Origin of the sequence: Cryobacterium sp. M23, assembly GCF_002929655.1 — a bacterium.
Classification (GTDB): Bacteria; Actinomycetota; Actinomycetes; order Actinomycetales; family Microbacteriaceae; genus Cryobacterium; species Cryobacterium sandaracinum.
The window spans coordinates 29,709-50,058 of record NZ_PJJV01000060.1 but is presented as its reverse complement, the minus strand read 5'-3'; the positions used below and the strand labels follow the sequence as shown (position 1 = coordinate 50,058).

At 64.7% G+C, this 20,350-nt stretch carries 19 protein-coding genes and 1 tRNA gene; 12 read left to right on the top strand and 8 right to left on the bottom strand.

Going from position 1 to position 20,350, the window contains the following annotated elements; all coding sequences use genetic code 11:
* Positions 1-169: 169 nt before the first annotated feature.
* The 7 genes from CXY82_RS05475 to der all read left to right on the top strand — a co-directional run bounded on the left by CXY82_RS05475 (position 170) and on the right by der (position 6,658).
* Positions 170-1,090: a ParA family protein gene (locus CXY82_RS05475; protein WP_369827950.1), complete on the top strand. Its 921-nt coding sequence runs from the start codon at positions 170-172 to the stop codon at positions 1,088-1,090.
* A complete protein-coding gene (locus CXY82_RS05470; protein ID WP_104170023.1) occupies positions 1,074-1,883 on the top strand; it encodes a ScpA family protein in 810 nt (269 codons plus the stop codon). Before CXY82_RS05475 ends, CXY82_RS05470 begins: the two co-directional genes overlap by 17 nt.
* Positions 1,884-1,944: 61 nt before the next feature.
* Complete coding sequence (locus tag CXY82_RS05465) at positions 1,945-2,559, top strand: SMC-Scp complex subunit ScpB (RefSeq protein WP_104170022.1); 615 nt, start codon at positions 1,945-1,947, stop codon at positions 2,557-2,559.
* Positions 2,556-3,353, top strand: a complete 798-nt coding sequence (locus CXY82_RS05460) for a pseudouridine synthase (RefSeq protein WP_104100394.1) — start codon at positions 2,556-2,558, stop codon at positions 3,351-3,353. Before CXY82_RS05465 ends, CXY82_RS05460 begins: the two co-directional genes overlap by 4 nt.
* Positions 3,354-3,372: 19 nt before the next feature.
* Positions 3,373-4,455 (top strand): prephenate dehydrogenase, encoded by a 1,083-nt coding sequence (locus CXY82_RS05455; protein WP_104170021.1) that lies wholly within the window; start codon positions 3,373-3,375, stop codon positions 4,453-4,455.
* Between the two features lie 2 nt (positions 4,456-4,457).
* The gene (cmk, locus tag CXY82_RS05450; protein ID WP_104170020.1) at positions 4,458-5,144 is read left to right on the top strand and encodes a (d)CMP kinase; all 687 of its coding nucleotides are present in this window, start codon (positions 4,458-4,460) and stop codon (positions 5,142-5,144) included.
* Positions 5,141-6,658, top strand: coding sequence for a ribosome biogenesis GTPase Der (gene der, locus CXY82_RS05445; protein WP_104100397.1), 1,518 nt, complete (start codon positions 5,141-5,143; stop codon positions 6,656-6,658). Before cmk ends, der begins: the two co-directional genes overlap by 4 nt.
* A 38-nt stretch (positions 6,659-6,696) precedes the next feature.
* On the opposite strand, the gene CXY82_RS05440 is transcribed toward der, so the two are convergent.
* Complete coding sequence (locus CXY82_RS05440; protein WP_104170019.1) at positions 6,697-7,032, bottom strand: hypothetical protein; 336 nt, start codon at positions 7,030-7,032, stop codon at positions 6,697-6,699.
* 339 nt (positions 7,033-7,371) lie between these two features.
* Here CXY82_RS05440 and CXY82_RS05435 point away from each other — a divergent pair.
* Positions 7,372-7,448 (top strand) — tRNA-Pro (locus CXY82_RS05435).
* A gap of 242 nt (positions 7,449-7,690) precedes the next feature.
* Here CXY82_RS05435 and CXY82_RS05430 read toward each other — a convergent pair.
* The 6 genes from CXY82_RS05430 to CXY82_RS05405 all read right to left on the bottom strand — a co-directional run bounded on the left by CXY82_RS05430 (position 7,691) and on the right by CXY82_RS05405 (position 12,620).
* Positions 7,691-9,622 carry a hypothetical protein gene (locus CXY82_RS05430; RefSeq protein ID WP_104170018.1) on the bottom strand — a complete coding sequence of 644 codons (1,932 nt, stop codon included), beginning with the start codon at positions 9,620-9,622 and terminating at the stop codon, positions 7,691-7,693.
* A complete protein-coding gene (locus CXY82_RS05425) occupies positions 9,619-10,620 on the bottom strand; it encodes a tyrosine-type recombinase/integrase (protein ID WP_158252130.1) in 1,002 nt (333 codons plus the stop codon). The genes CXY82_RS05430 and CXY82_RS05425 overlap by 4 nt, the downstream gene beginning before the upstream one ends.
* Before the next feature lie 184 nt (positions 10,621-10,804).
* Complete coding sequence (locus CXY82_RS05420; protein ID WP_104170016.1) at positions 10,805-11,620, bottom strand: site-specific integrase; 816 nt, start codon at positions 11,618-11,620, stop codon at positions 10,805-10,807.
* On the bottom strand, positions 11,617-11,919 hold the full coding sequence (locus CXY82_RS05415) for a hypothetical protein (RefSeq protein ID WP_104170015.1): 303 nt from the start codon (positions 11,917-11,919) through the stop codon (positions 11,617-11,619). Before CXY82_RS05415 ends, CXY82_RS05420 begins: the two co-directional genes overlap by 4 nt.
* A gap of 39 nt (positions 11,920-11,958) precedes the next feature.
* Positions 11,959-12,264, bottom strand: coding sequence for a hypothetical protein (locus CXY82_RS05410; protein ID WP_104170014.1), 306 nt, complete (start codon positions 12,262-12,264; stop codon positions 11,959-11,961).
* On the bottom strand, positions 12,264-12,620 hold the full coding sequence (locus tag CXY82_RS05405; protein WP_104170013.1) for a hypothetical protein: 357 nt from the start codon (positions 12,618-12,620) through the stop codon (positions 12,264-12,266). The genes CXY82_RS05410 and CXY82_RS05405 overlap by 1 nt, the downstream gene beginning before the upstream one ends.
* Before the next feature lie 205 nt (positions 12,621-12,825).
* On the opposite strand from CXY82_RS05405, the gene CXY82_RS17250 reads away from it, so the two are divergent.
* A complete protein-coding gene (locus CXY82_RS17250) occupies positions 12,826-13,338 on the top strand; it encodes a hypothetical protein (RefSeq protein WP_158252031.1) in 513 nt (170 codons plus the stop codon).
* Between the two features lie 95 nt (positions 13,339-13,433).
* Here the strand turns inward: CXY82_RS17250 and CXY82_RS05390 are convergent, their stop codons facing one another.
* Positions 13,434-15,302: a hypothetical protein gene (locus CXY82_RS05390; protein ID WP_104170011.1), complete on the bottom strand. Its 1,869-nt coding sequence runs from the start codon at positions 15,300-15,302 to the stop codon at positions 13,434-13,436.
* A 304-nt stretch (positions 15,303-15,606) separates the two neighbouring features.
* Here CXY82_RS05390 and CXY82_RS05385 point away from each other — a divergent pair, with 304 nt between their 5' ends.
* The 3 genes from CXY82_RS05385 to CXY82_RS05375 all read left to right on the top strand — a co-directional run bounded on the left by CXY82_RS05385 (position 15,607) and on the right by CXY82_RS05375 (position 20,346).
* On the top strand, positions 15,607-16,203 hold the full coding sequence (locus tag CXY82_RS05385; RefSeq protein WP_104170010.1) for a hypothetical protein: 597 nt from the start codon (positions 15,607-15,609) through the stop codon (positions 16,201-16,203).
* 171 nt (positions 16,204-16,374) lie between these two features.
* Entirely contained in the window at positions 16,375-17,100 is a 726-nt protein-coding gene (locus tag CXY82_RS05380) for a metallophosphoesterase (RefSeq protein ID WP_104170009.1), read from the top strand.
* A 513-nt stretch (positions 17,101-17,613) separates the two neighbouring features.
* Positions 17,614-20,346 (top strand): hypothetical protein, encoded by a 2,733-nt coding sequence (locus CXY82_RS05375; RefSeq protein WP_104170008.1) that lies wholly within the window; start codon positions 17,614-17,616, stop codon positions 20,344-20,346.
* Positions 20,347-20,350: the final 4 nt, after the last annotated feature.

The window sequence follows — 20,350 nt, the reverse complement described above, 5'->3', positions numbered from 1 at the left end:
AACCTTAACGCAAGAGCCTGTGACTCACCCGGTTCCACAGATCAGAGACCGATCACGGACCGATCACGGACAGATGACAGGCCGAGACACGCCGGATTCACGCGGCAGACCTGCGGTTTTCGGCGATCCGTGCCGCAACATGCCCGATCCGATCGCTACAGTGGGGACAGTGACAGGTGTAAGACGGATCGAGGGCATCTCAGTGGCGCGCAAGCAGGATGACCGGACACGACTTTCCGGTTTAGACGAGGTACCGGTCGGTGCGACCGGTCGACCCAAGCGCGACTTCGACGAACCCGCGGTTCTGCCCAGTCATGGCCCGGCGCGCATCATTTCGCTGTGCAACCAGAAGGGCGGCGTCGGCAAGACGACGACCACCATCAACCTGGGTGCCGCCCTCGCCGGCTACGGCCGCCGCGTGCTGGCCATCGACTTCGACCCGCAAGGCGCCCTCTCCGCCGGTCTCGGTGTGCCCACCCACGACGTCACCACCATCTACGACCTGCTGCTGAGCGGCTCGGTCAGCCCGCACGACGCCATCCAGAAGACGTCGGTGCACAACCTCGACATCATCCCGGCCAACATCGACCTGTCCGCCGCGGAGGTGCACCTCGTCAACGAGGTCGCCCGCGAGCAGATCCTGGCCCGCGTGCTGCGCAAGATCTCCGGCGACTACGACGTCATCCTGATCGACTGCCAGCCGTCGCTGGGCATCCTCACCGTCAACGCGCTCACGGCCAGCCACGGCGTGCTCATTCCGCTCGAGTGCGAGTTTTTCGCCCTCCGCGGTGTGGCGCTCCTGATCGAGACCATCGACAAGGTGCGTGACCGGCTCAACCCGGCCATCGAACTCGACGGCATCCTGGCGACCATGTTCGACTCCCGCACCCTGCACTCCCGCGAGGTGCTCGAGAGGGTCGTCGACGCGTTCGGCGACAGTGTGCTCGAGACGGTCATCGGCCGCACGGTCAAGTTCCCCGACGCGAGCGTCGCCGGCGTCCCGATCACCGAATTCGCACCCGAGCACGCGGCCGCCAAGGCCTACAAGCAGGCGGCGCGGGAACTGATCCAGCGTGGCGCCGTCGCCTGACGCGGACGCACCGAAGTCGTTTTCGGTCGCCCTCGGCAACTTTGAGGGTCCGTTCGACCTGCTCCTGTCCCTGATCGGCAAGCACGAACTCGACATCACCGAGATCTCCCTGAGCCGGGTCACCGACGAGTTCATCGCCTACCTGCGCGGCCTCGACCAGGACGAAGAGCTCGATCAGGCCACCGAATTCCTGGTGGTCGCAGCCACCCTGCTCGACCTCAAGGTCGTCGGGCTGCTGCCGCAGGGTGAGCTTGTCGACGCCGAAGACGTGGCTCTGCTCGAGGCCCGCGACCTGCTGTTCGCCCGGCTACTGCAGTACCGGGCCTTCAAGAGCGCGAGCGCCTGGTTCCAGGGCCGGCTCGACACCGAGTCCACCCGGCACGTGCGGGCGGTGCGGCTGGAGGAGAAATTCCGCCGCCAGACTCCCGAGCTGGTCTGGACTCTCTCCCTCGGCGACTTCGCCGCCCTGGCCGCCCTCGCACTCACCCCGCGGGTTCTGCCCGGCGTGGGGCTCGACCACCTGCACGCGCCGCTGGTCAGCATCCGTGAACAGGCGGCCTACGTGGTACGGATGCTGCGCGCCGCCGACACGCTCACGTTCCGCGAGCTGATCGTGGGCGCCGAGGTGAAGGGCGTCGTGATCGCCCGTTTCCTGGCCGTGCTCGAGCTGTACCGCCTCGACGCCATCTCTTTCGACCAGCTCGTGCCGCTCGGCGACCTCAGCCTGCACTGGAGTGCCGAGACCTGGACCGATGACACCCTCGCCAACCTCGGAGCCGACTATGAGCATTGACACGACTATGAGCAGTGACACGACTATGAGCAGTGACACGACTATGAGCAGTGACACGACTATGAGCAGTGACACCGCCCCCGCAGCAGAGAACACAGAAAACACAGAGGGCACGGATGCCCCGCGCCCCCCGCTCGAGCGCACCCTCGAGGCCATCCTGATGGTCGCCGACGAACCGCAGGGGCTGCTGCAGCTCGCGGCGGCCGTCGACGCCACGCTGGGCGAGGTGCGCGCATCCGTCGCCCGGCTCGTGGCCGACTTCGACGGCCTCGCCGGCACCGTGCGCCGCGGCTTCGAGCTGCGCGAGGTGGCCGGCGGCTGGCGCATCTACGTGCGGCCCGAGCACGATGTGACCGTGGCCGACTTCGTGGTCACCCAGAACCCGAGCCGGCTTTCGCAGGCGGCCCTGGAGACTCTCGCCGTGATCGCCTACAAGCAACCGATCAGCCGCGGGGCTGTAGCCTCGATTCGTGCCGTTAATGTGGATTCGGTCGTGCGCACACTGCTCGGCCGCGGTCTGATCACCGAAGCGTTCACCGACAGTGAGACCGGTGCGATCAATTACGGCACCACAGACCTTCTGCTAGCCCAGCTCGGAATCAACTCGCTCGACGAGTTGCCATACCTATCGCCGTTGCTCAATGACGGCGCGAACGGATTTGAGGAATTGCCATGACAACCGACAACCAGGGGATTCAGGGGACACCCACCAATCTCGAGGCCGCCGCCGACGGCGTGCGCCTGCAGAAGGTCATGGCCTCCGCGGGCGTCGCGTCCCGACGGGTCTCCGAGGAGATGATCGCCGCCGGCCGCGTGCGCGTGAACGGCAAGGTCGTCACCGAACTGGGCCGCCGGATCCACCCCGACTCCGACCTGATCATGGTCGACAACGTCGCCGTGCAGCTGGACACCAGCCGCCGCTACGTGATGCTGAACAAGCCCGTCGGCGTCGTCTCGTCGATGCAGGACGAGAGTGGACGCCCCGACCTGCGCGAGTTCACCGACCAGTTCGAGGAGCGCCTGTTCAACGTGGGCCGCCTCGACGCGATGACGAGCGGCCTGCTGATCCTGACCAACGACGGCGATCTCGCGCACGTGCTCGCGCATCCGTCGTTCGGGGTCTTGAAGACCTACATCGCCAAGGTCGAGGGCCGCGTGTCGGCGCAGACCATCCAGCTGCTGCAGAGCGGCATCGAACTCGACGACGGGCCCATCTCCGCCGACAAGGCGCGCATCCTGACCAGCCCTCCCGGCGACGGCTTCAGCCTGGTCGAGCTCACCCTGCACTCCGGCCGCAACCGCATCGTGCGCCGCATGATGGAGTCCGTCGGCCACCCCGTCGTCGACCTCGTGCGCCGCCAGTTCGGCCCGCTGCACCTCGGCACGCTGCGCGTGGGCGCCGTGCGCGACCTGACCAAGGTCGAACTCGGGCAGCTGCTCACCGTGTCGCGGGCCGAAACCAAGATCTAGGCCCAGGTCAGGAGTCCCAGTGGTTGAATCTCGCCTGATCGGGCCCGTGCGCGTCGTGGGCGCCGGCCTGCTCGGCACCAGCATCGGCCTGGGCCTCCGCGCGCGCGGCATCGACGTCATCCTCGCCGACGCGTCGCCGACCAACCTCAGCATCGCCGTCGACTACGGCGCCGGCCGCGCCGCCACTGCCGGCGACCTGCCGCAGCTAATCGTGGTGTGCGTGCCGCCCGACGTGACGGCCGAGATCGTCGCGCGCGAGCTGGCCGCCCACCCGCAGGCGATCGTGACGGATGTGGCGAGCGTCAAGCTCGCCCCGCTGCAGGAGTTGCGCGCGCTGGGGGCCGACGTGTCCCGCTACATCGGCGGTCACCCGATGGCCGGCCGCGAACGCGGGGGACCCCTCGCCGGCCGCGCCGACCTCTTCGTCGGCCGCCCCTGGGTGGTGGCCGCGCACGACGCGATCAGCTACCAGCAGGCCACCGCGATCGACGACCTGATCCTCGACCTCGGCGCGATCCTGGTCGAGATGAGCCCCGAGGAGCACGATAGTGCGGTGGCGCTCATCTCCCATGTGCCGCAGGTCGTCTCCACGATCATGGCGCGCCGGTTGACGGATGCCGCCGGCTCGGCCCTGAACCTCGCCGGCCAGGGTCTGCGCGACGTGACCCGCGTCGCGGCCAGCGACCCCGAGCTGTGGGTGCAGATCCTCGGCGCGAACGCCGAACCCGTGCGGGACATCCTGCTTGCCTACCGCGACGACCTCGACCGCTTCATCGACGCCTTGGAAGCCCCCGCCGCACCGGGCGCGCGCCGCAAGGTGGCCGAGGAGCTCGCCGGCGGCAACGCCGGGGTGGCCCGCCTGCCCGGCAAGCACGGCCAGGACCGCCGTTTCGTGTCGCTGAGCGTGATGGTCGACGACACCCCCGGGCAGCTGGCCCGCCTCCTCAACGAGGTCGGCGAGGTCGGGGTCAACCTCGAAGACCTCCGCCTCGAGCACTCGCCGGGCGCCCAACTGGGCCTGGCCGAAATTTCTGTACTCCCTGAGGCCGTTGGTCGCCTCACCGAAGAGCTGGCCGCCCGCGGCTGGCGGATTGCTGGTTAATCATGGGTCGTCACTCAAGCCCCCACATCGTCGCCATCGACGGGCCGGCCGGCAGCGGCAAGTCCAGCGTGAGCCGTGCCGCCGCCCGCCGCATCGGTTTCGACTACCTCGACACCGGCGCCGCCTACCGGGCCTTTGCCTGGTTCGTGGCCGACCGGGGCATCGACCCGGCCGACACCGACGCGGTCGTCGCCGCCCTGGCCGACTTCGACTATTCCATCGGCATCGCGCCGGATGAGTACTTCGTGCGGGTCGGCGAAACGGATGTCACCGACTCCATTCGTGAACCGGCCGTCTCTGCCGTCGTCTCCGCTATCGCCAGCATCCCGGAGGTGCGCACGCACCTCACCGAACTGTTCCGCACCATCGCCGCTCAGTCCCAGCGCACCGGAATCGTGATCGAAGGCCGGGACATCACCACCGTGGTGGCCCCCAAGGCCGAGATCCGCATACTGCTCACGGCTTCCGAGGAGGCTAGAATGGCTAGGCGCTCTGCGGAAATATCGACCCAATCGGCTGAAACCGTGGCGGAGCAGCTGCGATCGAGGGATCGCGCTGACTCACAGGTTGTCGAATTCATGAGCGCCGCAGACGGTGTGACCACCGTCGACTCCACCCATCTCGACTTCGAACAGACCATTGACGCGGTCCTCGACGTCATCAATACCTACCGCGAGGCCATCGCATGACCAACAACAACGACTTCGACGACACGATCCCCGACCCCGACACCGAACTGGTGACGCGCCTGGACGATCTCGACGACGACCTGGTGACGCAGCGCGCCGCCGCCCTCCGCACCGGATTGAACGAGTACGACCTCGCGGACGAGGACTTCGACGTTCTTGACACGGTGACGGAAGACCCCGACGCCATCCAGTACCTGCCGGCCCTGCCGGTCATCGCCATCGTCGGCCGCCCGAACGTGGGCAAGTCCGCGCTCGTGAACCGCATCCTCGGCCGCCGCGAGGCCGTCGTGGAGGACACCCCCGGGGTGACCCGCGACCGCGTCACCTACAAGGGTGAATGGCACGAACGCCGCTTCAGTCTCGTCGACACAGGCGGCTGGGAGCCCGACGCCAAGGGCATCGACGCATCCGTCGCCGCCCAAGCCGAACTGGCCATCGAACTCTGCGACGTCGTCATGTTCGTCGTCGACGCCAACGTGGGACCGACCTCCACCGACGAGGCCGTCGTGCGCCTGCTGCGCAAGGCCGGCAAGCCCGTCTTCCTTGTCGCCAACAAGGTCGACGACATCCGCCAGGAGCCTGAGGCCGCGAGCCTCTGGGCGCTCGGCCTCGGCCAGCCCTGGCCCGTCTCGGCCCTGCACGGCCGCGGCGTCGCCGACCTGCTCGACGCGATCCTCGAGGAACTCCCCGAAATCTCCGCCGTCGCCAAACAGGAAGTCGGCGGACCACGCCGCGTCGCGATCCTCGGCCGACCGAACGTGGGCAAGTCGAGTCTTCTGAACAAGGTCGTCGGCGAGGAGCGCGTTGTTGTCAACGAGCTAGCCGGAACCACGCGCGACCCCGTCGACGAGCAGGTCGAGCTCGGCGGCAGGGTGTGGCGCTTTGTCGACACGGCCGGCATCCGTCGTCGCGTGCACCTTTCGCAGGGCGCCGACTTCTACGCCTCACTGCGCACCAGCGCCGCCCTGGAAAAGGCCGAGGTGGCCGTGGTCCTGATCGACGTGACCGAGGTGATCAGCGAGCAGGACGTGCGCGTGATCGACCTGGTGCTCGAATCCGGTCGCGCCCTCGTGCTGGCCTTCAACAAGTGGGACCAGATCGACGACGACCGTCGCCGCTACCTGGAACGTGAGATCGAGCAGGACCTGGCGCACGTTTCCTGGGCGCCGCGGGTGAACATCTCGGCCAAGACCGGCCGCCACATGGAGAAGCTCGTTCCGGCCCTCGAGACCGCTCTCGAAGCCTGGGACACCCGCATCGCCACCGGCAAGTTCAACGCGTTCCTCGCCGAGCTGGCCGCGTCGCACCCGCACCCCGTGCGCAGCGGCAAGCAGCCCCGCATCCTGTTCGGCACCCAGGCCTCCAGCCGCCCGCCGACCTTCGTCATCTTCACCACCGGGTTCCTCGACCCGGGCTACCGTCGCTACATCCAGCGTCGTCTGCGCGAGGTCTACGGCTTCGAGGGAAGCCCGATCAACATCAGCATGCGCGTGCGCGAGAAGCGCAAGCGCTAGCCGCTCCGCGCGTCACAAGGCCCCGACCGGGAGATGTCTCATCTCCCGGTCGGGGCCTTTTCGGTCGTCTGAACCACCAGCTCCATCACGACCCGGCCTTTCCGCACCCGCGCCGCGGGCCTGGGCGACAGCCGCGCACAGCCGCGCCGCCGCAACTCCGCGCCGCCGATTCCGACCCGCACCACGATGCACGTGACCGGCCACACGGATGCGTCGTCAGGCTTCTGCCGTCTGCCCTCGGTGACCACCTTCGCCCGTTGCAGCCGCGAATACGCCGGCTTCGGCTCGACCGCGCACCAACCGACCGGTTCTCCGTCGAGAAACGCGATGACGCCCGGCCCGGGCGCGCTGGCCTGCACCTGCTCCCGCAGCATCCCGGCGCATGCTTGCGCTGTGGCCTTCTGGAACTCCCGGTTCGGTAGCTTGAAGTACTGGCACCAGCATCGTGCCTAGTCGCCGCGGGCGGCGAACACCTGGCTCACGTCTTCCCGCAACACGGATGCGGCGGCTTCGACCCTGGTCTCGCTGTCTGCCGGCATTCACTCACGCTCCGCCCGCGCCGTCGCTGTGCCACTGCGTCGGTCGCCCGTGCTCGGTCAGCACCGCGACTTTCCCACCGCGGCCCCAGACGGTGCGCGAGTGGTTCCCAGACGCGGTAGGATATTCAAGTTGTCTCCCGCTGATTCTGTTCGTTGGAATCGTCGCAAGAGCGGCGGGCTGTGGCGCAGCTTGGTAGCGCACTTGACTGGGGGTCAAGGGGTCGCAGGTTCAAATCCTGTCAGCCCGACCAAAGGGCCGTTCGCGAAACTCTTCACGAAACGGTCCGGTCGAAACAAAAAGAAATCGCTCCTGAGGCTTCTCAGGAGCGATTTCTGGTGTAAGGCGTTCTCGCGTCCGATTCTGGTCGCGATTCTTGAATTGTGAGCGGGATTTCGGTTGTTCAGTCTGTCTTCGGGCGTTTTCACGCGCGGCGGATTGTCTCGGATGCTGGGTGGTTGCCCTCTCGGGCAGTATCGGTGGCCGCCTGGGTGGCTATCTCCTCAGGGGTGGCCCGCCGGTCCCGTCGACTGAGCCTGGTGGTTTCGCTTTGTCTGGGCGGAGAACTCCGGGCGGGTAGGTGTCCGTGTAGGGGTTATGCCATTCGCGATCTCGGCGTCGCACCAGGGCGACCGCGGGTTCGCCACGGGACTCGCTCTTCGCTTCGGCTTTGATCTTGTCGCTGATGAACGCTGCGATCTTGCGGAGGTTGAAGTTTGTGAGCAGCATCGTCACGATGATCTGGGCAGCTCCGAGTCCGCGCACCCGGCGTCGTCCCGCGGTTTCGATGTCTTCGGTTCCGCCGGCTTTGACTTGTGCGTTGAGGGATTCAATGGAGTTGCGGGCGTGGGTGTGGAACTCAGACCACTTCTCGGTTCCATATTCAAATGCCTGATTGTTTCGGCGGTTCTTCGCGGTGTCGAAGGAGACGGAGTGTTGCTGGCAGATCTTGTCTGCGAAGTCAGGTACGTCGTCCGGGTCGACACCGGGGCGCTCCTTGTCAGTGACGGTTTTCAGGAGTTCTCGGAGCGGGCAGGTCACCGTCGGGCTCGGGCCGAGCGCAGGACACCGCAACACGACTCGTCCTTTCGCATCGGGTTTCTCTTTCTGGTGAAGCTGGAATGCTTTGCGGCTCTTGATCCGGGCTTGATAGGTTTCTGTGTCGATGATTCCGTTTTTGAGGTCTATCGTCGCCTCCTGAAGGGGCTTGGGGGTTCCAGGACAGTATGTTCCGCCTTCAATGTAGTCAGCGCCGTGGTCTCCTCCTTGGATCCCAAGGCGGTCGATGCGGTAGTCCGTTGAAGGTGTGTAGCCTTCGGCGAACGCGGGGTCATGGAGGCGAGCTTGAAGCGCGTTCGCAAAGTAGTCCTTATCGGCGTCGCAGACTCCGGGTTCTAGCCCGGTGGATGCTGTGGTGCCACGCATCAGGGAGACCGCTTCTTCAGCGACGTTGATGTTCGGCAGGCTGAGAGTTGCCGCCACTGCGAGTCCGGGGAAGCGGTGCTTACCGGGGGTTTCTGCATCTACTCGGACGGCGATGTTGGCTTCCCAGCCCCATTTGTAGTTTGTTTCGGCTTTGCCTTTCGTGGGGGCGGTGGGGTCCGTTTGGCCTTTGGGGGTGTCCGTTCGTGGTCCGGTGCGGACATGCCAGCCTGCGAAAGCATCGACAGGACCGGGTTTCAGTGATCGTTTGTCGACGACTTTCGCCTCGTCTGCCACGCGTTTGGACAGAGTATTGCGCGAGTATCCCTTTGTAGTTGGGGTTTCGATGTAGGTCTGGTCCAATGAGATGTCGACCTTCTTTGAGGCACGTCGAATGCTTCGTGGCTGTTCATCGAAGGTCATTTTGAGGAACAATCTAGTGAATTCGTCGAGTCGGGCTTTCCGTTTTTCGGCTAGTTCAGCATCGTGTGCTGCGATGATCTCCTGGATTTCGGTGTAGGTCTTCGACTTGCGACGTTCCTGCGGGAACGGGTCCATCAGGTCGTTAATGCGGTGGAAGGCCCTGCACGTGTTGGCGTACCAGCGATTCTTTTCCGCGACGTGACCGACGAATCCGGTCATGGGGCGCTCGAGTCCGAGGAGTTCACCTGACGCGTCGCTGAGCCGGTACATGAACAGGTCCCGCAGCGAAGTCAGAAAAACGGCGGAGTTATCTTTGGCCAGCAGCATTATCCCGGTGAGAAGCGCCCGTTCCGAGATGAGGGACGGACGACCGCCGATGCTGAAGGGGGTCGCGTCTTCGTCGCTCCAGTCCTGCAGTCGCTTGAGGATACCGGTCTTCCGAACCCGGCTCTCCGCGAGTTTCACGGTGTCGTCGTCAATGAGCTGGTGGATCCGACCGCGGCCCATGACCTCGGCCTGCGTCATCCCGCCAAGATCAGGGTCGTATCCGTTGAATCCGTAGTCGATGTTGCCGGTGCTCATCGGGCGACCTCTTCGCCGATGATGAGGCCGACGTAGTCAGCGACGTCGAGGGGGCGAGCGTGCTCGAGGTGGTCGTGGAGGCTGGTGCTCGTGCTGAAACCGGCAATGGCCATGAGTATCGGCAGAGGGAGCCCGTTGTCGATCTGGGCGACAACCCAGGTTGAACGAAGCCGCGACACCGTGGCCCGAACCTTGCAGGGATGATCGGTCAGGAAGGTTTGAATAGCGCGGGGCCGGTACTCCTCGAAACGGTAGGCGCGGAAAATGTATTCGTCAGCCTCCGTGCGCCCGGCCAGGCTGCGCAACAGCGTGCGGCTCCACGGGTTCCGAACCGGAACCTGGCGCGCGTGCCTGCCGGGGATGTTCACGAAGACTCGGCCGTCGATAACATCGACGTCGCCAATACGCATGTCGATGATCTCGTCCGTGCGCAGTCCAGCACCGCCGGCGAGTCCGAGGAGCGCCTGCGCGTTTTGTCGTTTCAATGATGTGGTGAGGCTCGCCGCCCAGCTGTGCATGGACGCGACCTCAGCGCCGGTGAACGGGCGGCGGCTGGGATTGCGATGCAGTGAAGGGAGACGTGTGACGTCGGTGTCGGCCAGGGTTTCGGCAATGGTTCCGAGCTGGCGCACGAGACCCCACCGGTGGGCTTTGGAATGCTTGGGAAGACGTTCCTGCAGATACCGGTAGATGAGGTTCTGCGTGTACACGCGCTCGACGGTGAGCGTAGTGCCCGTTGAGGTCCACACCCAGGCGTTGAACCGGGCCGACATCGTCATCAGCCGCCGCACGGTCTCGAAGGTGCGGGGTTGCATCCGGATGGCGTTCACGATCGTGAACTCACGCACCGCGTCCCATTGCACATGCGAGAGCTGCGGCCGGTAGCGGATGATGACGTGCCACACGTGGTCGGGAAGCTCTGGGTCCAGGGCGCGGAGGTGGGCGTAGGCCTGGGAGTCGGTGAGGAATTTGTCGTTGAGTCGGTTTTTTGTAGTCACCCAGAGTGTGTGTGCGGCGGATTTTCGGGGCCAGCAGCGGATTTCTCTGAATCGCACCATTCTCGATCACCGCAGCGCAACCAAAGCCCTGATCAGAGCTTTTTAGTGAGTGATTCGCGAAAAGGTGGGATTACCCCCGTTCTGGGGGTAAATATGGCTAGTTTGTCGAGGGCTGCCAGGTTTTTCAGCCCTGAGATCCGCAGTAGTTCCTGGGGTGGCGTGCCGCCGCGAAGGTGGTCGAGCAGCCATGTGGCGCGCATGCGACTGGGGCGCACATCCAGGTCGGTGCGGGCTCGAAGTAGGAAGTCCGTGACCTGGCCGGAGGTCGCGCTGAGTCGACGGGGCGGAAAAGCCAATCGTTGGGTTGGAGGTCCTCGAGGATCCGGCGGAGAGGGCGTTCCCAGTCGGGACGAAGGGGGACGACCCGGGGCCGGCTCTCCCACACGATCACCTGAATGCCACCGGTCCTGATGTCGAGGTCCTGGACGCGAACACCGAGGAGCTCCCGCGAGGCCAGGCCGGCCCCGAGGCCGAGGGCGAGGAGGGCAATCGCGTCTCGGCGCCGATGTTCGGTTCCCTGCGATGTAGCCCAGCTGTTGAGCGCCGCGACCTCTGGGGCCGAATAGGGTTTCGTGGGTGCCGACCGGGAGATCGGCCGGTGACTGCGGTTGAGATCGGCGGGGTTCAGGTTTTCGATCATCAGCCAGAGCGTTGCCCGGTGAGTGGCTCTGCTGCCTTTGGTGTATCTCGTCATTGCCAGATGGATGAATTCTTCGACGGTGGCCCGGCGGAAAATGCGTTTCCGTTCAAGTGGCGTGCCGCGGCTCTGCCAACACCACAAGACGAACCCGACGGCAGCGGGGTAGAGCGAGCGCTCCTCGCGACCCGTTGCTGCTGCGGTGTCGGTCACGGCGGAGGTGATGAACTCGCCAATGACGTCCCAGTAGGGCAGCGCGTTGATGGGCCGGTAGTCGTAGGGCGGCTTCTGGTAGTCGGTCATCGCCGGATCAACGTCTTCGGCACGGAATCAATGCGGACAACGGGGGTGGATTCGCGGGTCGTCAACCACACGCCCGGCACATTCAAGTTGATCAGCAACACCATGGGCCGACCGATGTGACACTGGACAACCTCGAGTAAATCGATGTCGTCGCCGTCCTGGCGCAGGCGATGGGGCGATTGAACCCCGGGACTGGTCACACGTCGAAGTAGCCGTCGGTCGAGGTCGAGCCAGTAGCGAGTGGCGGAGGCCGTCGTTACGACGTAACAGCCGGTTGCGTCATCCGTCAAAGTATCCACGCTGTGCTCCTTCCGGGCCCGACTAGCCCATTTCGCCGATCACTCCGCGGGTGCGGGTGCGGGTGCGATGCTCTGGATCGTGGTGGACAGCTGCCAGTAGTTCTCGACGAAGGCCGACTCGTCATCCTCGGGATTCATCAACCAGTAGCCCCGTGCGCCGACCCCGCAGCGCACGATCTCACGGAGCGGCCGCGTCCGATCGTTCACGGTTCGACTGGCACCTTCGCCGGGGACTCGGGTGACCGTCATCGCGTCCAGATCGAATCGATACGTGGAACTCAGCGTCGTCACAATCCAGCGGCCGCCCTCGGCACCGGTCAACTCCTCCGTCCGTTCGCTGGCCATCACTTGGGGCGATCTGCCGGTTGAGCGGGCACAGGTTCAATGCGCACGACGGTGCTGGAACGTTGCCAGTAGTACTCAACGGTCTCAATGTCGGGGCCTTCGGGGTTTAGGAGCCAGTAGCCGAGCTTTCCAACCCTGCACTCCACGATCTCCCTCAGCGGGCGAGTGGGCCCATTATCCGTGGGGACGGACGAGGGATCGGGAAACCGAAACCTGTCGATGGTCATGGCGTCCAGGTCGATCCGATAGGTCGAGTCCTCAGTCGTGATGAGCCAGCATCCGCCTTCGATACCCCACAGGAAATCCGGTCCACTCGCCCCGCAGTCGCCTGCAGCGCCTTCAGCCATGTCAACCATGCCGCACCCCGTTTCTCTCGGACCGGGTGTCCATTTGTCGGACCTCTCGGGCCTGCTTGAAGGTCAACGCTACGAAAGCTGCCGATTTCAATCAGCCGACTCAGCGACAAACCCGACCAGCCCCGTGGTGAAAGGTAGGACACACGGGAGTCTTCAGCGGCTTCAGCAATAGGCTGCGAGGCAAATAGCCACGTGGAGGTGGACCATGGCCGGAGCAGAGCGTCCCGGGGAACCGGACACCTCGGGGGTTTCCGAGCCCGGTGTGTGGCGGCTCAGGCGTGCCATGGCGGCGAGCCCGGATGTGGTTTCGCCGCAGCTCGCGCGCAGCCTGCAGGCGACAGAGAACATGTGGCGCAGTATCGCCGCAGAGTTTGGGTTGCTGACCAGCGGGCAAGTCGCCGAACGTTTGGGAGCCAGCCCGTCAAACCGGACGCTGGCGGCCAGACGACGCGCTGCGCATCAGATCGCCGGCGTCGTCCGTCGGAACGCCGTCGTGTATCCGGGTTTCCAACTCGATCGGACCCACGGAACGATCATCCCGATGATGGCGCGGCTCATCGAACTGGCGGCGGCAAATGGTTGGTCCGAAGAGAATTTGCTGCTATGGCTGTGCTCTCCGACGACGGCATTTGACGCGGAGGACCGTCCCGTCGATCATCTTGAGCAACCGGATGCAGTGTTGCGTGCGGCCAAGAATCAGTTCGAGGCCCGGTGGTGACGGTGTTGAGGCTGCCCGTGCAAACCACGGGCTTTCGGCGACCCCATACAAGAAGTCGCTCCTGAGCATCCTCAGGAGCGACTTCTTGGATTCGGCTACGTCGTAGGCGCAGCACCTTCCTCACGGGTGCACCGGGCTGCCCGCTGACGGTTTCCGCGACGCGCGTTCGTGGTTGTTTCTAACACCACTGTGTTCGAGGCCTGATCCTGGATTTCAACGCGTAAGTACGCGGCGATTGTGCGCAGGTTGTAGTTGGTGAGCAAGATCGTCACGAAGACTTGGGCAGCAGCGAACCCGCGCACAGTCCGGCGGGAGGCGTCGTCGAGACTCTCGAAAACAGGGTTTTTGACACCGGCGTTCAGGCTTTCAACGGAGTTCCGTGAGTGAGTATGAAATTCCTGCCACTCCGGGCTCCCATACGTGAAGGCCTGACGCTCACGCAGACCGTCGTATTTGTCAAAGGTCACGGACTTCTGGGTGCAGATCTTGTCGGGAAAGTTCGGAAGGTCGTCCTCGTCGACGCGAGGGCGGTTCGAGCGGACGTTGCCTCCTGGAATGTCGCGCAGTGGGCAAGTGACGGCCGGGCTGGCCCCGACGGCGGGGCACATCATGCGGACCCGGCCCTGGTCATCGGCCTTGCCCTTGGGACGAAGCTCGAAGCGAACGCGTTCCTGAATGCGACGTTGAAATGTCTCTGCGTCGATGGTGCCGTTGACGTGATCCCTGGACGCGTCTTGGAGTCTCGTGGGCATGCTGGGGCAGTAGGCCTTGCCTTCGATGAAGGTTGATCCGAAATGGCCGCCTTGCACTCCGAGTCGCTCGACGCGGTAAGCGGTCGACGGTGTGAACCCGAGGTTGAACGTGGGTTCGTGGAGGCGTTCGACAGGAGAGTTGGCGAAGTAGGCCTTGTCGGCATCCGTGATGCCGGGTGCGAGGCCGGTGCTGAGGGCAGAACGCATCAGCGAAACGGCTTCTTCGGCCACCCCGATGTTGGGCATGCTCAGGGTTGCACTGATCGCCAGCTTGGGGAATCGGAATTCCCCGGGGGATTCCGAGTCGACGCGCACGGCGATGTTGGCAGCCCAGCCCCAGCGGAAGTCGCTCCTGCCGTTGTGAGCCCTGCCCAACCACCATCCGGCGAACACGTCGACAGGTGCTGGCTGACGGAGCAGAGGATCGGTGCCAATTTCGTCCGCAACCTTCTGGGCCAGGGTCTTTTTTGAGAACCCGCCGGTGGTGGGCGACGCGATGAATGTCTGCTCGATGGCGAGGTCGATGCGGCTGGTGGCCTGGCGGAGGTGCCGCGGCTGCTGCATGAATGTCATGTGCAGGAACCCCTCCGTGAATTCGTCCAGACGGGCTTTCATCTTCTTCTCGCGGTCGGAGTCGTGCGCATCCAGAACGGCCTGGACCTCCGTGTAGGTGGACGAAGTGTTCCGTTCCTGCGGGAAGGGATCCATCAGGCTGAGCATGCGGTGGAAGGCACGGTGGGTGCGGTCCATCCAGCGCTTCACCTCTCGAGCGTGACCTACGAAACCAGGTGCCGGCTCGGAGAGGCGCAGAAGCGTGCGGGACTCGGCGGGCAGCCGGTGTTGAAAGACCTGTGCGAGGGAGCTGATCTGGAGCGGACCGTGTTCGCTGGCGAGCAGGAGAAACCCAACCAGGATGGCGTGGTCAGAGATGAGGGGGAGTCGTGCGCGGGCGCCGGTGACGTGAGCATCTTCGTTTCGCCACGCATCCAGCTTGTCGAGAATGCCGGTCTGGAGAACCCGGGAGTGGGCCAGAGCGACCTGCTGCGTAGTGAAGACATGGTCTGTGCGACCGCCGGAGTGGATTTCGGATGCGCTCATGCCGCCGCAATCGGTGGTGTCCGGTGTGCTGGAGTCAGCTGTCATGGTTGCCCGCAGCTTGGAGAGACGGTTGTTGTCGGAGTTGAGGTTGTCGGTGAATCGGTTGTTTGTCATAAAACATATGTGTGCGGCGGATTTCGGGCCCTGAGCAGAATTCGGCCATATTCGTCATCGTCCAACCCCCTGCCTGAAGGTAATGCCTGATCAATTGCAGAAAAAGAATTTCAAAAGAAATTCTGAGATTGTCGGATCCGTCGATATTGGAACGCCTCGCACCACAACCGTAGGAAGAATTCGCGGATCAATCCGCCGATTCATGGACGAAGTTCCATGAGTCTGCGACCGACCGCGCACCTTGGGGCTGCCCCGCGCATGACCTCGTCGAGGCCGCCACCCCGGTGGCCACGACGGGCTACCGATGAACGGCACGAATTCCCAAGAGAACCTGTACGCCAAAGCCGAGGCGCTCTGGCTGAAAGATCCAGATCCGGACCCACGCTCGGCCTGCTACGCGGAAGCCGACAAGAACAGTGCACACCGCGACGCTTCCCGACCGACCACAGCCAAACGCCCAGCCAACTGGGTCTCAGCGCTGTATGGCTACGAAGACTACTGGCGTGAAAACGGGCGAACCCCGCGCGAGCGCACCCGAAACCTTGCCACCCCCCCCGCGGAAGAACGGCGCCGGGGCGAGTGGGCCCGATACCAGCGCCGCTTCGAAGACAAACTCTGCCGATACCAGCTCCTTCGGCTAGACGTCTCACCGGCATTCAAGTGGGATCCCCACGACCAGGCATGGCAGGAAAACTTCGACGCTTGCGTCCAACACGTCGACCTGACCGGGAAACTGCCGTACCTCAACGGTGCAGACAAGGTGGAGTTCGCGCTGGCCCGATGGCTGGGCCGGCAGCTCCGACAGTTGCAGATGGGGACACAGCCCGAGAGCCGGGCCGCACAGCTCACTGTGCTCATGGCCCTGCAGAACACCGGATCCGGACTCCGCCACTCCCGCTGAGAGCGGGACACTCGAAAGACCGACTCGTCGACAACGGATGCCCGGCGTGCACCCCACAAGGAACACCGCACCATAATTTGGTCACATGGCCGTTCACGAACCAGAGTCCCGAAGCGGGTGTCTCACGCTCGGTGATCGCCGAGCGTGGGACAAGACAGCGAGGGCGCTGTGATGACAGCGACAGGGTCGGGCGCACTGTCCGCCACCAGTCGCATCGGCTTCCTCGGCGACACCCACGGTGACATGCAACACGTGCTGGCCGTGGCGAAAACGATGTCAGACCGAGGGATCGAACTCTTGGTGGTCCTGGGTGATTTCGGTTTTCTGTGGCCGGGGCGCAACTGGGGTATCGATATTGACAAGCTGAGCCGGCGCCTCAAGATGACGGCCCAGACCCTCGCGTTCGTTGACGGCAATCACGAGGACTTCGACCTCCTCTACAAGTTCCCGGTGGCCGATGACGGGCTGCGCTGGATCCGACCGAACATCGTCCACATCCCGCGTGGTTACAGGACCGTGCTCGCAAGCGGCGCCACCCTTGCTGCCCTCGGCGGCGCCAACTCGGTCGACATCGGCCACCGAGTCTTGGGGCGTTCCGTCTGGGTGGAAGAGTCGATCACCAACGCTGACCTCACCAAGCTCGGCCCTGACCATGCCGACGTGCTCATCGGACACGATGCGCCTTTGGACCTCCCGTCCCTAGACGCGTGGCTGGCGGCAACAAACCACGGGTGGCCACCAGCCGGCCTCAAGTACTCCGCCGAAGGACGAGCCATGTTCCATCGCGGGTTCCAGCAGGCACGGCCCCGGCTCTACCTCGCCGCCACTACCACCGGCACATCGATGAACTGGTCACCTACGGCCCCGGCGACCTGGAATTCCAGACACGTGTCGTGATCCTGGACCAAGGCGGATCAGCATCCGGGGTCAGTCAAGCCATCCTCGACGTGCGCACCCTTGGACTGGAATTCATGACCCGGGATGGTGGCAAAGAAGGACGCACGGACTGAAAGCGGATGCGCCCGAGGATGGCGGAGGCCGCCGCCGGCACTCCGAGGCCGGGTATGTCACACCTGTGGAATTGGAGATGCAACACTCATCACAGGCCGCAGAGATCCAACTCGCCGCTCAACCCGTGTCCACTCTCCGGGTCAAGGCCACGGCCACAGGTCATGGAGAGTCGAGATGCGTGACTATCTACAGCAATGCTGGTGGCACCCCATTGTTCGATTTGAAGCAACACAGGGCAAAAGGATTCCCTACAATCGTCATCTCCTTGAATAGAGACCGCGCCGCCGGCGTTGTTGGTATGGCCTCCGGCGCTGCGCTCGGCGCAGGCTACGAACTTCGCGGCAGTAGGGTTGTTCAGAGATACGCGCGGGGCGGGCCGCGGGAGCAAGGGGTAAGTGGATGGCGCTCGAGATAGCTGGAGGTGGCTCAAGCGCCGTCGCCTCGTCGTCGCATGCGGCGTGTGCGCGTTTTCGTGGCACGGATCCGCTGATCACAGGAATGACGCGCAGGAATCTCGCGAAGGCTGTCGGATTTGCTGACGCGTCGGGATCAATTCCGCAAGCGCGGTGGATGCGCGCGATGACGTTCGAGCGACTCGTGCGCAACGAGGACTTCGCGGGGAAGATCGCGACGCGGACTGTCGGTGCGCTCGAGCTCGGCCGGCCGGCTGAGGTCGTAACTGTAGACGCGCACATGAACGTCGACACCACGGCACGGGTGCTCGAAGCCGCCCACGATCGGGCGATCAGAAAGGGTGCCGCGACCCTCGTATTTCAGCTGGCGGTGCCGTTTGTCGGCTTCGAGGACACGCGCGCCACCGATGTGAAACCTGACTTCGCGGTGGTGGCTCCCGCGGTCCATGACCGAAACGTGTCGTGGCTAGTCATGGGCGACGCGAAAGACTACGAGCGGGTGCGGTCGCGCATCGACGACGCACGCATGCTGAAGGGATTCCTCCAGGTCGCGGTTGGTGCAGAGTCGGCGCGGGCTTGGTCGCGCCTGCCCGCAGGCATGGCTGTGCACACGTTCGGCGTACTCGCCGTGCCCCGGAACGCGTTCCTCCAGCCCGAGCCGGTAGTCGAGAACCTGCACGATCACCGCGAAGAGGTCAACCTCCGAATAGAGGAGCGTCGGCGCGAGGCCGAATTGTCGGGCCACACGCCCGACCAGGGCGTGACCTCGCTCGTGCAGCACCTCGAGGCCACCTTCGACCCGGCAGCATGCACGACCTGCACCCTCTTCTCTTACTGCCGTGACGAACTGCGTCGCTCGAACAATCCTGGCGACCTGTTGATCGAGCTCGGCATTGGCCGCGGCATGCGCCGCCATGCGCTCGGCCTCGTCGACGGCGTCACCGAGGTCGGCCCCGTGCCGGCATCGACAGTTGCGAGCATCGCGGCCACCCTCACGGGCCTTGCTCAGTTGACAGGGCAGCGCCGTGTCGACCAAGCAGGCATGCCAGGCATGGTCAGCGTCGTGCTCGCGAAATCGGATGCGGCGTCGCTTGGCGTTCACGGCATCGGCGTGCAGCGAGTCACGGCCGACGGGCGCGAGGAGTGGGAGTACACAACCTTCGACGATCCACAGTCGCCCGAAACGCGCCGGCTCGTCATGCGGCGCGTCGGCAGCGCGCTGAACCGCGCGATGCGCGACCAGCGCAAGGAGGCACACGGGGGAGCACCCGATGCCGTTCACCTTGTCGTGCCCGACAATGTCACGGCGGATGTACTCGTATCGATTGCCGACAATCTCGCGGGCGTCGAGCTGAGCCGCCTGCGCTGGCAGCGGGACAAAGACCAGGGGCGCCCTGCGCTGACTTACGACGGGGAGCCAGCAACTGTGCCTCGCCCAATCTCTGAGGTCGAGCGCACCGCCATCGCCCTTCTACTCGAGGACGACCGTTCCCGCGCGTTTAAACTGCGCTCTCCGGTCATTGACGTGCGTGCCGTGCTGGCGCGCCACATCGTCGTCGGCGGACCCCTGGCAAGCGCTGGTCGTCTTGACTACCTCGTCGGTTGGGCCGAGGCACACGAAAGCGCCCCGATCGATCATCGCGCTTTTGCTGACGAGATCGAGGACTCGGCGCACACTCCGGGCGCTCGACTGGCGAACGCGACATCCGACGCGATCCACGAGGCGCTCGTCGGTAGCCGAGGCAAGCCGAGCGACGCTCCAGTTGCCGACCCTGAGCTATATGTGAGCCTCGTGACTGAGGAGCTGCGGTACAAGGCGAAGATCCTCGATCGGGCGCTCGACGCACTAGAGGGCCTCCCGTCATCGACATTGCGTGCGGCGTACCGCGCGATCGAGTCGGATGCGCAGGAGGTGTGGCGTCGGCGCCTCACCCTGCACGCGTCGGATCTCGTGCGCTTCGGCCGCACGTACCGACCGTGGCGCAACTCACTTGTGCCAATGATTGAGAGCGACGGCACGTGCGCCTCGCAGCTTCTCGCGCTGTCCAATCCGCAGGCCGCGAATGACCTCGCGTCCGACGCCGGAAATCGGTTCCTAGCGTTCGCCAAGGTCGTTTCCGCGGATCCGCTGGTGTTCGACGTTGACTCACGGCGCATCGTCGACGGTTCGCGGGTGGCGCTGCTCACCCGCAACGACCAAGCGTGTACAGAGACGCCCGGCGTTTGGGCCGACACGAGCCCGGGGGGATCATTCAAGATCAACGGGCTCGCGATAGGCGCGCTCGAATGTATCGATAAGGACATCCCGCAGCGACTGCTCTGGGAACCGCAGACCGTGCCGCTCCTCGAAGAGGGCGATGAGCTGGTGATCGCTGACTTCGCGTGGTTCTCCGACCTCAAGGGTAATGGGGTGCTGTCAGTGAAGAAGCCACAGTCCGACAAGACGTCGGCGCCTAAGTCTGACTGCTTGCCCGAGTCCTACGGCGACGACTCGCAGGCGCACAGGTGGTGCTGCCGCCCGCATGAGGACCGCGAGGCGGAGTACTCGGATCAGCTCGCCGAAAAGCGAGCGCGGGGTGAGTTGAACCCCGAGACCTGGCCGCCGGTGCGCGACGGCGACGCGTTCGAGGTATCGGCGGCCGGAGCAGTGGCGGGCAACCCGTTCGAGCTTCCTCCGGAAAACGCGCCCGACGATCAGACGATGGATGACCTGGAGTGACTGT

Coding starts and splice junctions, on each gene's coding strand:
- CXY82_RS05465 (WP_104170022.1), top strand. CDS start 1,945: ATGAGCAGTGACACCGCCCCCGCAGCAGAGAACACAGAAAACACAGAG.
- CXY82_RS05460 (WP_104100394.1), top strand. CDS start 2,556: ATGACAACCGACAACCAGGGGATTCAGGGGACACCCACCAATCTCGAG.
- cmk (WP_104170020.1), top strand. CDS start 4,458: ATGGGTCGTCACTCAAGCCCCCACATCGTCGCCATCGACGGGCCGGCC.
- der (WP_104100397.1), top strand. CDS start 5,141: ATGACCAACAACAACGACTTCGACGACACGATCCCCGACCCCGACACC.
- CXY82_RS05440 (WP_104170019.1), bottom strand. CDS start 7,032: ATGCTGCGGGAGCAGGTGCAGGCCAGCGCGCCCGGGCCGGGCGTCATC.
- CXY82_RS05430 (WP_104170018.1), bottom strand. CDS start 9,622: ATGAGCACCGGCAACATCGACTACGGATTCAACGGATACGACCCTGAT.
- CXY82_RS05420 (WP_104170016.1), bottom strand. CDS start 11,620: ATGACCGACTACCAGAAGCCGCCCTACGACTACCGGCCCATCAACGCG.
- CXY82_RS05410 (WP_104170014.1), bottom strand. CDS start 12,264: ATGGCCAGCGAACGGACGGAGGAGTTGACCGGTGCCGAGGGCGGCCGC.
- CXY82_RS05405 (WP_104170013.1), bottom strand. CDS start 12,620: ATGGTTGACATGGCTGAAGGCGCTGCAGGCGACTGCGGGGCGAGTGGA.
- CXY82_RS17250 (WP_158252031.1), top strand. CDS start 12,826: ATGGCCGGAGCAGAGCGTCCCGGGGAACCGGACACCTCGGGGGTTTCC.
- CXY82_RS05390 (WP_104170011.1), bottom strand. CDS start 15,302: ATGACAAACAACCGATTCACCGACAACCTCAACTCCGACAACAACCGT.
- CXY82_RS05385 (WP_104170010.1), top strand. CDS start 15,607: ATGAACGGCACGAATTCCCAAGAGAACCTGTACGCCAAAGCCGAGGCG.
- CXY82_RS05380 (WP_104170009.1), top strand. CDS start 16,375: ATGACAGCGACAGGGTCGGGCGCACTGTCCGCCACCAGTCGCATCGGC.
- CXY82_RS05375 (WP_104170008.1), top strand. CDS start 17,614: ATGGCGCTCGAGATAGCTGGAGGTGGCTCAAGCGCCGTCGCCTCGTCG.